This is a genomic window from Leclercia sp. UBA1284, assembly GCF_002308415.1.
GTDB lineage: Bacteria > Pseudomonadota > Gammaproteobacteria > Enterobacterales > Enterobacteriaceae > Enterobacter > Enterobacter pneumoniae.
The window spans coordinates 41,911-53,390 of sequence record NZ_DBUS01000009.1 but is presented as its reverse complement, the minus strand read 5'-3'; the positions used below and the strand labels follow the sequence as shown (position 1 = coordinate 53,390).

The following is an 11,480-nucleotide window of genomic DNA, read 5'->3' as shown; positions in this document are numbered from 1 at the left end:
AATGAGCCAGAACGTATACCAGTTTATCGACCTGCAGCGTGTTGATCCGCCAAAGAAACCGCTGAAGATCCGTAAAATTGAATTTGTAGAAATCTATGAGCCGTTTTCAGAAGGCCAGGCCAAAGCGCAGGCAGACCGCTGCCTGTCCTGCGGTAACCCTTACTGCGAATGGAAATGCCCGGTCCATAACTACATCCCGAACTGGCTGAAGCTGGCCAATGAAGGACGTATTTTTGAAGCCGCCGAACTGTCTCACCAGACCAACACCCTGCCGGAAGTGTGCGGTCGCGTCTGTCCACAGGATCGTCTGTGTGAAGGCTCCTGTACGCTGAACGACGAGTTTGGTGCGGTGACCATCGGTAACATTGAGCGTTATATCAACGATAAAGCGTTCGAGATGGGCTGGCGTCCGGATATGACCGGCGTGCGTCAAACCGACAAACGCGTAGCCATCATTGGTGCAGGCCCGGCGGGCCTGGCCTGTGCGGACGTGTTGACCCGTAACGGCGTCAAAGCGGTGGTCTTCGACCGTCATCCGGAAATCGGCGGCCTACTGACCTTCGGCATCCCGGCCTTCAAGCTGGAAAAAGAGGTCATGACACGCCGCCGCGAAATCTTCACCGGCATGGGCATTGAGTTCAAACTGAATGTGGAAGTGGGCCGCGACGTGCAGCTCGACGACCTGCTGAAGGATTACGACGCCGTATTCCTGGGCGTGGGTACCTATCAGTCCATGCGCGGTGGTCTGGAGAATGAAGATGCGCCAGGCGTCTACGACGCTCTGCCGTTCCTCATTGCCAACACCAAACAGCTGATGGGCTACGGTGAAACGACCAACGAACCCTTCGTGAGCATGGAAGGTAAACGCGTCGTGGTGCTGGGCGGCGGCGATACCGCGATGGACTGCGTGCGAACCTCTATTCGTCAGAATGCGGCGCACGTTATCTGCGCCTACCGTCGTGATGAAGAGAACATGCCAGGCTCAAGACGCGAAGTGAAAAACGCGCGTGAAGAGGGTGTCGAGTTCCAGTTCAACATCCAGCCGCTGGGTATTGAAGTGAATGCAAACGGCAAGGTGAGCGGCGTGAAGATGGCGCGTACCGAGATGGGGGCGCCGGATGCGAAAGGTCGTCGTCGTGCAGAAATCGTGGCCGGCTCCGAGCATGTGATCCCGGCAGATGCGGTGGTGATGGCGTTTGGTTTCCGTCCCCACAGCATGGAGTGGCTGGCGAAGCATAGCGTTGAGCTGGATTCGCAGGGTCGCGTGATTGCCCCGGAAGGCAGCGACAACGCCTTCCAGACCAGCAACCCGAAAATCTTCGCCGGTGGCGATATCGTTCGCGGTTCTGACCTGGTGGTCACGGCGATTGCCGAAGGGCGCAAAGCGGCTGACGGCATTATGAACTACCTGGAAGTATAAAACGCGTAAAGACAGGCCATCTCGTCTATTAAAGATGGCCTGTCACATCCATCAGTTAATGATTTTCCCACCTAAAAATAGCCCTCTTACTCCAGTAATAACCATTTAAATTTTGCAAGATGATTTTTGCATAAAATTATCCAGCAGCGTAATTGCCGCTTTTACGGCTTTAAATAAAATCACGCTTATAATAAAAACCCTTAAATGGCCTCGATAGAGACATTAAATAATAACGCCCAGATAATTTTAATTGGTTATTAAAAGCTTTAAAAACAGATGGTTTAGTATAAATACATTCAACAAATCAATACGAACCAGATGAATTCTTAATACTCGAGTTGCTAATTCACATTAGCCTAAAGAGTATTTAATATAGGAATAGCTAAAGCAACACACTCAAACCCATGCCAATTAAGCGTTAATAATCATCTTAACAGGATGATCGTTAATCCCTGAATGGCATTGTTGTAACGAATCTTAATTCACTACAACGCTTTTATTAACACACCGTAATTTTATCAGTAAGGATATTTGATACTATGAACATGAAATGGAAAATTTCTGCAGTCGCGCTGTGCTCTGCACTGTCATTTGCAACTTTTAATGCCGCAGCGTCAAGCAGCGTGACCATGGGCGTAAAAGGCTCTATTACCCCGGGTTCCTGCACGCCAACCCTGAGCGCAGCTGAGATTGACTTCGGCACCATCACTGCTTCTACCCTGACCGCAGTAGCGCCTGCACTGAACCAACTGGGTTCACGTGATATTACTCTTTCAATTGCCTGCACTGGCGCAACGGGAGTGGCATTTGCCGCTAACGACAACCGCCTCGAATCTGTCGTTCCGCTGAGCGCTGATGCTTTTATTGCTAACGCCAGCCCTAACCAGACCAACTACTCCGTAAGCAGCAGTGCTCAGGCGTTTGGTCTGGGTACCGTGGGCACAACGAAGATCGGTGCATACACCATTGCCATGAAAATGAATGACATCACCGCGACCGATGGCGCTGATGCCAACCTGCCTGTAGATATGCTCTCCGTCCGTCAGGGCGTTACCACCTGGAGCAAAGCCAATACCGGCATGATGAACCCACTGAACGGTACTACTGCAAATATCATCACCTTTGCGCGTACTGGTACCCTGGCACCGGTCGCTATCAAAACCGCGAGCGTACCGCTGACCATCACTGCCGCTGTACAACCGATGTCTGCCTTTAGCAGCGCAAGTGAAGGCATTACTCTGAGTGGTAATGCGACTATCGGCATTATCTACCTGTAATACGTCGGCCTGCGAACGGAACGTTCGCAGGCCTTTTTACTTTTTTTTTAGCTGATGTGTTTATGAAAAAACATTTCCTACCCACCCTGCTTATTCTTTACTCGGCGCAAAGTCTGGCGTCAGGAATGGTTCCTGAAACCACAATGCTTCTGGTCGATGAAAGCAAAGGCGAAGCCAGTATTAATATTACCAATACGGACAGCACCCCTGCGCTTTTATATACCCGCGTCACAGAGCTACCGGGCAGCAAGAGCACTACCCGTCTGGTGGCTACTCAGCCAGTGGTTCGCGTAGAAGCAGGCCAGGTACAGCGTGTGCGCTTTATGTTGCAAACATCCGGCCCGTTACAGCAGCAGGAAATGAAACGTGTAAGCTTTGAAGGGATCCCCGCAAAAACGAAGGATGGAAACCGTCTCGCCGTCACGGTACGCCAGGATCTACCCGTAATTATTCAACCAACCTCTCTGCCAGAAGACTTACAACCCTGGAAGCATCTGCAATGGCAAAAAAAAGGCAGTGATATTGATATAGTCAATCCCGGAAAATATGTCGTTCGGATGTCACCAAGGTTTATTTCCATGCCTTCAGGGAAAGAGGGTAATCTCCCTGCAACCTATATTCTACCCGGCACTCACGTCACAGTGAAATTACCTCAGACAACAGACTCTAAAATTAAATTCTTCCCGGCCAGCCGCTATGGCTATACAGGAGAAAGTTATACCACCGCATTACAATAAAAGGGAATAGAATGTGGTTACATGGATCGTTCTTAAAAAAATTAATTGTTATTACGCTTGGTACGCTGCCTGTAGTCATTTATCCGACCGTTGCTTCTGCGGATGACAGTCAGGCGGTAGATTTTGATCGCGAGACGCTCAAAGCGTTGGGCATGGACCCTGCCATCTCCAAATATTTTGAAAAAGAAGCTCGCTTTGCGCCCGGTGAAGTCCCTCTGGCATTGAAAGTGAATGGCACTTCGAAAGGTGCTTTTATCGCTCGTTTTTCTGAGAAAGGCGAACTCTGCTTTGATGAAGCGTTACTCAAGCAGGCGGCGCTGAAAATACCCAGCGATATTAACGACACACCTTGCTATGACTTTCGCAAAACCTGGCCCAATACGATCATCAAACAGCATCCTGAAAAGGAAGAACTGGAAATCATCGTACCGACTGACGCGCTGGACAGTCAGGCGGACGATCTGGGTGATTACGTAACGGGTGGCGCGGCGGGAATGTTAAATTATTCCCTTTTCACGACCCGAAACCAGTTTGCTGATTCGCAATCCGACTATTCACAGGCGACGATTGACGGCGGTTTCAACATCCTCGACTGGATGGTGCGCTCGCACCAAATGCTGAGCTATAACGACGGCAGATACAGCACCACAAGCTCCTCAACATGGATACAGCATACCTTTGTTGGGCTTGGCAGCACCATGAAAGCGGGTGAGGTCAGTCTCAATAATAGCTTACTGGATGGAGCATCCATTTACGGCGTATCGTTCTCACCGGATAGCGCATTGTCTCCCAATGATGCTGGTGTCCAGGTAAGCGGTATCGCCAACTCTTCCCAGGCTCGCGTGGAGATTCGTCAGGGTAATAAGCTCATCGCCTCCAACCTTGTTCCTCAGGGACCCTTTACGCTCACGGATCTTCAACTGCTCGATCGCAGCAGCGATCTGTCGGTGACGGTGGTGGAATCGGACGGTTCACAGCAGCGCTTTATCGTACCGGCAACACAATATAACCGGGGGAGCGGCACGCCGACGGGCATCCACGTAGCATTTGGGCGCGTCGATGATGATTACAAGAAAAAGCCCTGGGTGGGTAGCGTGTCGATGGGCACTCGTTTAACCCATAACCTTAACCTGAGCGGCGGCCTGATCGGCGCACGGGATTATCAAAACGCCGCGATTAACGTCGACTGGCTGCTTACACGCCTGAGCACGACGACGCAGTTGGCGGTATCAAACGATCGGGAATACACCCTTCAGGGGCAAAAAGCCTCGGTTTCGGCAAACTATGCGCTTACGCCAAACATCAGCCTGCGGGCCAGTGCTGCGCACGCGACGCGTGATTACCGCACCTTGTCGGACACGCTCGACAACGATTTTGTGGCGCAAAACAAAAATGAATACTCTGCTGGGATAAGCCTGGCGACCGAGGCAATCGGCAGCCTGGGCCTGAGCTACTATCAGACGGACAGTTACCAGCGCGATAATGATACTCGCTATCTCGCGCTGAGCTGGTCGAAAGCCTTCCGTCGCGCCATGTTATCCGTGAGCTGGCAGCACCAGTTAGGGACCAACGGCCAGCTCCACTATGACAGCGGCAATGGCAAAAATAACACGGCAGGAAACGATAAGGATCTGGTCTACGTGAATCTCAGCATACCGCTGGGAGAGAAGTCGACCAACCTGTATAGCCGCCATGACAGCAACAACACCCATTTTGGCGCCACGATGAACGCCAATGTCTCTGACGAGCTGAACTACTCGGTCGGCGCGGAAAGAGGCACCAAAGATAACGTTAACGCCGTCAACGGCGGTATTAACGCCAATCTGCATTATACCCAGTTGAACCTGAACGCCAGCGCAGACAACGATCGAAATCGGACCTACAGCGCATCGATGCAGGGGGGAATTGTGGCCCACGGCAACGGTGTGACCTTCTCTCCGTGGCAGATCAACGACACCTTCGCCGTTGCTCGCCTGGATAGCAATATTTCCGGGGTCAGAATTGAGACGCCACAAGGCCCGGTCTGGACTGACAGATGGGGTCAGGCCATCATTCCGGCGCTGCCCCCCTACCGTAATGCGTTAGTGCAAATTGATACAGAAACCCTGCCGCGCAATGTGGACGTCAGTAACGGAAGTAAGCGCATGAAACAGGGCCGCGGTGCTGTCGGAAACGTCAATTTCAAATTACTGGAACAGCGTCGGGCACTCCTCTACGTCACCCTTCCTGATGGTAGCAAGCTGCCGAGAGGCATTGCCATTGAAGATACTGACGGGAAATACATCACCACCGTGGTCGAAGACGGTATCGTTTTCATTAATAACATTCTGCCGAGACAGATCCTGGCGGCAAGACTCGAAAATGGCGTTTGCCGTATCGAAACGTCATTGCCTGAAAACAGCGACCCTAACACTTTTTACGATACCGCAGAGGGGGTATGCAAATGAGAAGTGAACTCCGTTATTCACTCTGCCTGATGTTATTCACGTCCAGTCTGGCCCTTGCGGATTGTCAGATTACCGCCAGTCAGTCTTCGCTTTCTTACGGCCGGATGAGCCCGGCAGAACGCCAGCTTCAGGGTAGCCAAAAGATTACCCTGACGGAAAAGCAGGTGGTGGTACGCGCCGTGTGCGATACACCTTCCCGAATCCGTCTGTTTGTCTCTTCTGGTTTGGCCAACGGCAACCAGTTTGGATTCGGCAGTCGCGGAGCAATGAAAGTCATGGCGAGCCAGGCAATGCTGGATGACCGTAGCGTGCGGCTCAGTAAAGTGAGCGCTGGCGACGAGGCCATTACCGACGCGGGCCAATCCTCCTTGTCTCTCAACGTCAACGACGGGTTAGCGTTTATCGACAGCGGAGAACGGACGGCAAGCCAGGCGAGCGTCACGCTGACGGTTACGCCGCAGTTTGAAAACGAAGCCATTACCGATACAACCCGCTATGCCGGTAACATCAGAGTCAGGGTGGAAGCACAATGAATACACTGCTCAAAACGCTCGTCGGGCTGGTTGTGTCAACCTCTCTGGCCTGGGCATCGGACACCGTGAATATTGATGTGTCTGTCACCACAGATGCCGCAGCCTGCACGCCCACGCTCAGTAATAACGGCATCGTGGACTTCGGGAAACGTTCTGCCGCGTTGCTTTCTGCCACCCATTTCACACAGTGGGGCAGTCGCGACATCACGCTGAATATCGTCTGCGAAGCCTCCACGGCCGTGGCCATCACCGCCAGAGATTCGCGACCCGACTCTGTCGCTTACGGTCAGGATGGAAACGGCAATACCGGCCCTGACGTCCCTTTCCAGGGTCAGGGCAATATCAGTAATCCGGAGCGTCTGTTCGGGCTGGGCAAAACCAGCGAAGGCAAAAATATTGGTAGCTATGCCATTGTCATCGACCAGGAGAGTGTGCAGGCGCAGGATGCGGGCTCGGCTGTGCCGGTAAGCATTGTCAGTGCCAGCACCACGGCCGGCCCCTGGTCCATCGCCTCTCCTGCCGCGTTCTCATCGGGTATGAACGGATATTTATCCTTTGCCCGTAAAAACAGTACCACGCTGCAGCCTGTGACAACGGTAGTTGTGCCTCTGCGCGTATCCGCGAGCATCGCCAGTGGCCTCACTTCCGGCAACACTATCGGGTTAGATGGATTAGCCACCATTACGCTCGTTTATCTTTAAAGGTTTCTTACCGATAAAAAAAGCCCAAATAGAAATTTGGGCTTTTTATCATTCGCACATTACTTCACAACGCGTAACGCAGGTCGACCACCGCGCGGCGGCGGATCGTCATCCGGATCGTTGTCGTGGTCATGGTCAGGCTTATCACCGTCGATAACCGACATGACGGTTTCGTTCTCGCCAGTCGCGGTCTCTCCGTCATCGTTCAGGCTTGTCACATCTTCATCATAAGCCGCTTCAGGCTCAAACATGGTACCGGCACCGTTTTCACGAGCATAAATTGCCAGCACCGCAGCCAGCGGCACGGAAACCTGACGTGGCACGCCGCCAAAACGCGCATTAAAGCGCACTTCGTCGTTTGCCAGCTCCAGATTACCTACGGCACGCGGAGCGATATTGAGAACGATCTGCCCGTCGCGCGCATACTCCATCGGGACCAGTACGCCAGGCAGCGTCACATCCACAACCAGGTGCGGCGTGAGCTGGTTATCCAGCAGCCATTCATAGAAGGCGCGCAGCAGATAAGGACGGCGTGGAGATAACTGTGACATTTCCACAATGATTAACCCCGGCCGAGACGCATTTCACGTTCGGCTTCTGTCAGAGAAGCCAGGAAAGAGTCGCGCTCGAAGACACGTGTCATATAGCCTTTCAGCTCTTTCGCACCCGGGCCACTGAACTCAACGCCCATTACCGGCAGACGCCACAACAACGGCGCCAGGTAGCAATCGACCAGGCTGAACTCATCGCTCAGGAAGAAAGGCTTCTGACCAAACACCGGTGCAATAGCCAACAGCTCTTCGCGCAGCTGTTTGCGCGCGGCATCGGCTTCGGAAGATGTACCATTCACGATAACGTTCATCAGCGTATACCAGTCTTTCTCGATACGCTGCATGTACAGGCGGCTTTCACCACGCGCAACCGGATAAACTGGCATCAGCGGCGGATGAGGGAAACGTTCATCAAGGTATTCCATAATGATACGGGATTCCCACAGGGTCAGCTCACGATCAACCAGCGTCGGCACGCTTTGGCTCGGGTTGAGATCGATAAGATCCTGAGGCGGGTTATCCTTTTCCACATGCTCGATCTCAAAACTGACACCCTTCTCGGCCAGCACGATACGAACCTGATGGCTATAAATGTCAGTAGGACCAGAAAACAGCGTCATTACCGAACGTTTGTTGGCAGCGACAGCCATGAAAACCTCCAGGTATATTCAGAATTTTTACTGCTACCGGCCACGTGGCCAGCCAGATGATTTGTCACCCATCCCGGAGAGCCTAAATCATTGCTCAAAAAGCGAACAAAAATCGAGTATTCACCGATATTTGGGCATAAAATTGGATGATAGTTTACCAGATTTTGATGGCTTTGTGGTGAGGCGATTCTGGAAATGCCGAAAAAGAGGAGATAAACAAGCTTATCCTGTGGGTAACCGCAGCAGCGGTCATAAAAAAACCCGCCGAAGCGGGTTTTTGGCCAATTGTTGTCTGCCAAAGCAGAAAGCAATTAACGCTTGGAGAACTGTGGACGACGACGTGCTTTACGCAGACCCACTTTCTTACGTTCAACCTGACGAGCGTCACGAGTAACGAAGCCAGCTTTACGCAGTTCAGAACGCAGGGATTCGTCGTACTCCATCAGAGCGCGGGTGATACCGTGACGGATCGCACCTGCCTGACCAGAGATACCACCACCTTTAACAGTGATGTACAGATCCAGTTTTTCTACCATATCAACCAGTTCCAGCGGCTGGCGAACTACCATGCGGGCAGTTTCGCGACCGAAGTACTGTTCCAGAGAACGCTGGTTGATTACGATTTTACCACTGCCCGGTTTGATGAACACGCGAGCTGCGGAACTTTTGCGGCGACCAGTGCCGTAGTATTGATTTTCAGCCATTGCCTATAATCCCGATTAGATGTCAAGAACTTGCGGTTGCTGTGCCGCGTGGTTGTGCTCGTTGCCTGCGTAAACTTTCAGTTTACGGAACATAGCACGACCCAGCGGGCCTTTTGGCAACATGCCTTTAACCGCGATTTCAATCACACGCTCAGGACGGCGAGCAATCATCTCTTCAAAGGTCGCTTCTTTGATACCACCGATGTGGCCAGTGTGATGGTAGTACATTTTGTCAGTACGCTTGTTGCCAGTTACTGCAACTTTGTCTGCGTTCAGAACGATGATGTAGTCACCAGTATCAACGTGCGGAGTGTATTCCGCTTTGTGCTTACCGCGCAGGCGACGAGCCAGTTCAGTAGCCAGACGGCCCAGAGTTTTACCGGTCGCGTCAACAACATACCAGTCGCGTTTTACGGTTTCTGGTTTAGCTGTAAAAGTTTTCATTAAAAGCTTACCCAAATAAATAAGTTACACGTAGGTGTTCACCCAAACGTTTAATCAGTTGAGGTTCACACGACAGAGTCCGGCAAACCTACCCCTTCGAATAGCAAATGCCGACACATAGAAAGTTTTGGGAAAAAAACCTTCTTGTAACGTGGGGTCGCAAGATTATAGAGAAGTCGAGGTCAAAGATCGACCCCTAAATGTGATTTGACGAGGGTTTTTCAGCGGTGCGAAGTGCACCGCCCACTGCCCGACTTTTCCGGAACGAAAAGAGCCATTCAGGGCATATGCTCGCGTTTCAGGTACTCTTCGCTCTGCATCTCCTGCAAACGCGACAGACAGCGCTGGAACTCAAACTTTAACCGCTCGCCCTGATAGACTTCATAGAGCGGCACCGCGGCGCTTACCACCAGCTTAACGTGACGCTCGTAAAACTCATCAACCAGCGCTATAAAGCGACGAGCCTCACTCTCCATCAGCGTGGTCATCACCGGCACATCAAAGAGCATGACAGTATGAAACAGGCGCGACAGTGCAATGTAATCATGCTGGCTACGGGCATCGACGCACAGCGTCGCGAAGGAGACGGCCAGCGTCTGGTTGGCCATGCCCAACGTTGGCAACGGACGGTGGTTAATCTCAAGTTCAGTGGCGTTTTCACGCTTCGCCCCAGCCAGTGCCAGCCAGAGTTTATCCATCTGCTGGCGGGTATCATCATTGAGGGGGGACAACCAGAGATGTGCCTGCGTCAGCGTGCGCAGCCGATAGTCAACGCCCGCGTCCACGTTCATGATGTCACAATGCTGTTTAATCGCATCAATCGCGGGTAAGAAACGCGCCCGCTGTAACCCGTTGCGATAGAGTTCATCCGGCGGGATGTTCGAGGTTGCCACCAGGGTGATGCCCCGGGCAAAAAGCGCTTTCATTAGCCCGCCCAGCAGCATGGCGTCGGTAATATCGGAAACAAAGAATTCATCAAAACAGAGCACATCGGTTTCGGCTTTGAAACGTTCGGCGACAATATCCAGCGGATCGCTCTGCCCCTGAAGCGCGGTGAGCTCTTCATGCACGCGCAGCATGAAGCGGTGAAAGTGCAAACGCTGTTTACGCGTGCCCGGCAGGCTCTGATAAAAGAGGTCCATTAGCCAGGTTTTACCGCGCCCTACGCCACCCCACATATATAAGCCACGCACAGGTGTGATCGCCTGCGGCTCTTTTTTTCCTAACAGACGACCAAAGGCGGCTTTCAGTCCACCTGCGGGTGCGGCCTCGGTGGGACGAGATGTCAGCGCCTGAAAGATTTTTTCCAGACGATTTACCGCATCGCGTTGAACATCGTCCGGCTGATGCGAGCCCTCCTGCAGGGCCTGCTGATAACGCATTGTCGGGGAGAGGCTTTGCATAATCTCGTTGTTATTCCTTCAATTAAGACGCGCCAACCTGCACTGTTGACGAAAAAAAGGCCGTTCTACACTACGCGATGATACCGCGGGATTCCACTTCTACGGAAATAGCGGTTATAGTGGCATAATCAGGCACAGGCATGGAGCCGAGCCAATACCCTACGGAACCACAAGACAACGGGAGAAGTTCATGACCTGGGAATATGCGCTAATTGGTTTAGTCGTCGGCATCGTTATCGGCGCCGTGGCCATGCGTTTTGGTAATCGCAAATTGCGTCAACAACAGGCTTTGCAGTACGAACTGGAAAAGAACAAAGCTGAACTGGAAGAGTATCGTGAAGAGCTGGTTAGCCACTTTGCGCGTAGCGCAGAGCTGCTGGACAACATGGCGGACGATTACCGTCAGCTCTATCAGCATATGGCAAAAAGCTCCAGCAGCCTGCTGCCGGAAATGACCGCAGAAACGAATCCATTCCGTAATCGCCTGGCTGAATCCGAAGCCAGTAACGATCAAGCTCCGGTGCAGATGCCGCGCGATTACTCTGACGGTGCATCTGGTCTGCTGCGCGGTGGCGTAAAACGCGACTAACCGCACAGCGCAAATATATTTCAC

General features: G+C 52.4%; 12 protein-coding genes. 7 read left to right on the top strand and 5 right to left on the bottom strand.

The window, feature by feature from the left end:
* Position 1: 1 nt before the first annotated feature.
* The 6 genes from gltD (at position 2) to B3511_RS18780 (ending at position 7,115) form a co-directional block, all read left to right on the top strand.
* Positions 2-1,420, top strand: coding sequence for a glutamate synthase subunit GltD (gltD, locus tag B3511_RS18805; RefSeq protein ID WP_040073853.1), 1,419 nt, complete (start codon positions 2-4; stop codon positions 1,418-1,420).
* 539 nt (positions 1,421-1,959) lie between these two features.
* Positions 1,960-2,697: a DUF1120 domain-containing protein gene (locus B3511_RS18800; protein ID WP_286790061.1), complete on the top strand. Its 738-nt coding sequence runs from the start codon at positions 1,960-1,962 to the stop codon at positions 2,695-2,697.
* Between the two features lie 62 nt (positions 2,698-2,759).
* Positions 2,760-3,434: a fimbria/pilus chaperone family protein gene (locus B3511_RS18795; protein ID WP_286790060.1), complete on the top strand. Its 675-nt coding sequence runs from the start codon at positions 2,760-2,762 to the stop codon at positions 3,432-3,434.
* Positions 3,435-3,445: 11 nt separating this feature from the next.
* On the top strand, positions 3,446-5,881 hold the full coding sequence (locus B3511_RS18790; protein WP_286790059.1) for a fimbrial biogenesis usher protein: 2,436 nt from the start codon (positions 3,446-3,448) through the stop codon (positions 5,879-5,881).
* Positions 5,878-6,414, top strand: coding sequence for a hypothetical protein (locus tag B3511_RS18785; RefSeq protein ID WP_286790058.1), 537 nt, complete (start codon positions 5,878-5,880; stop codon positions 6,412-6,414). The genes B3511_RS18790 and B3511_RS18785 overlap by 4 nt, the downstream gene beginning before the upstream one ends.
* The gene (locus B3511_RS18780; RefSeq protein WP_286790057.1) at positions 6,411-7,115 is read left to right on the top strand and encodes a DUF1120 domain-containing protein; all 705 of its coding nucleotides are present in this window, start codon (positions 6,411-6,413) and stop codon (positions 7,113-7,115) included. Before B3511_RS18785 ends, B3511_RS18780 begins: the two co-directional genes overlap by 4 nt.
* Positions 7,116-7,174: 59 nt before the next feature.
* Here the strand turns inward: B3511_RS18780 and sspB are convergent, their stop codons facing one another.
* The 5 genes from sspB to zapE all read right to left on the bottom strand — a co-directional run bounded on the left by sspB (position 7,175) and on the right by zapE (position 10,867).
* Positions 7,175-7,672: a ClpXP protease specificity-enhancing factor gene (sspB, locus tag B3511_RS18775; RefSeq protein ID WP_040073849.1), complete on the bottom strand. Its 498-nt coding sequence runs from the start codon at positions 7,670-7,672 to the stop codon at positions 7,175-7,177.
* Between the two features lie 5 nt (positions 7,673-7,677).
* Complete coding sequence (gene sspA, locus B3511_RS18770) at positions 7,678-8,316, bottom strand: stringent starvation protein SspA (RefSeq protein WP_040073848.1); 639 nt, start codon at positions 8,314-8,316, stop codon at positions 7,678-7,680.
* 311 nt (positions 8,317-8,627) lie between these two features.
* Positions 8,628-9,020: a 30S ribosomal protein S9 gene (gene rpsI / locus B3511_RS18765; RefSeq protein ID WP_003860436.1), complete on the bottom strand. Its 393-nt coding sequence runs from the start codon at positions 9,018-9,020 to the stop codon at positions 8,628-8,630.
* Positions 9,021-9,035: 15 nt separating this feature from the next.
* On the bottom strand, positions 9,036-9,464 hold the full coding sequence (gene rplM / locus B3511_RS18760) for a 50S ribosomal protein L13 (protein ID WP_040073847.1): 429 nt from the start codon (positions 9,462-9,464) through the stop codon (positions 9,036-9,038).
* A 278-nt stretch (positions 9,465-9,742) separates the two neighbouring features.
* Entirely contained in the window at positions 9,743-10,867 is a 1,125-nt protein-coding gene (gene zapE, locus B3511_RS18755) for a cell division protein ZapE (RefSeq protein ID WP_286790056.1), read from the bottom strand.
* Between the two features lie 190 nt (positions 10,868-11,057).
* Here zapE and zapG point away from each other — a divergent pair, with 190 nt between their 5' ends.
* Positions 11,058-11,456 (top strand): Z-ring associated protein ZapG, encoded by a 399-nt coding sequence (gene zapG / locus B3511_RS18750; protein ID WP_040073845.1) that lies wholly within the window; start codon positions 11,058-11,060, stop codon positions 11,454-11,456.
* The last annotated feature ends 24 nt before the right edge of the window (positions 11,457-11,480 follow it).

Coding starts and splice junctions, on each gene's coding strand:
- gltD (WP_040073853.1), top strand. CDS start 2: ATGAGCCAGAACGTATACCAGTTTATCGACCTGCAGCGTGTTGATCCG.
- B3511_RS18800 (WP_286790061.1), top strand. CDS start 1,960: ATGAACATGAAATGGAAAATTTCTGCAGTCGCGCTGTGCTCTGCACTG.
- B3511_RS18795 (WP_286790060.1), top strand. CDS start 2,760: ATGAAAAAACATTTCCTACCCACCCTGCTTATTCTTTACTCGGCGCAA.
- B3511_RS18790 (WP_286790059.1), top strand. CDS start 3,446: ATGTGGTTACATGGATCGTTCTTAAAAAAATTAATTGTTATTACGCTT.
- B3511_RS18785 (WP_286790058.1), top strand. CDS start 5,878: ATGAGAAGTGAACTCCGTTATTCACTCTGCCTGATGTTATTCACGTCC.
- B3511_RS18780 (WP_286790057.1), top strand. CDS start 6,411: ATGAATACACTGCTCAAAACGCTCGTCGGGCTGGTTGTGTCAACCTCT.
- sspA (WP_040073848.1), bottom strand. CDS start 8,316: ATGGCTGTCGCTGCCAACAAACGTTCGGTAATGACGCTGTTTTCTGGT.
- rpsI (WP_003860436.1), bottom strand. CDS start 9,020: ATGGCTGAAAATCAATACTACGGCACTGGTCGCCGCAAAAGTTCCGCA.
- rplM (WP_040073847.1), bottom strand. CDS start 9,464: ATGAAAACTTTTACAGCTAAACCAGAAACCGTAAAACGCGACTGGTAT.
- zapE (WP_286790056.1), bottom strand. CDS start 10,867: ATGCAAAGCCTCTCCCCGACAATGCGTTATCAGCAGGCCCTGCAGGAG.
- zapG (WP_040073845.1), top strand. CDS start 11,058: ATGACCTGGGAATATGCGCTAATTGGTTTAGTCGTCGGCATCGTTATC.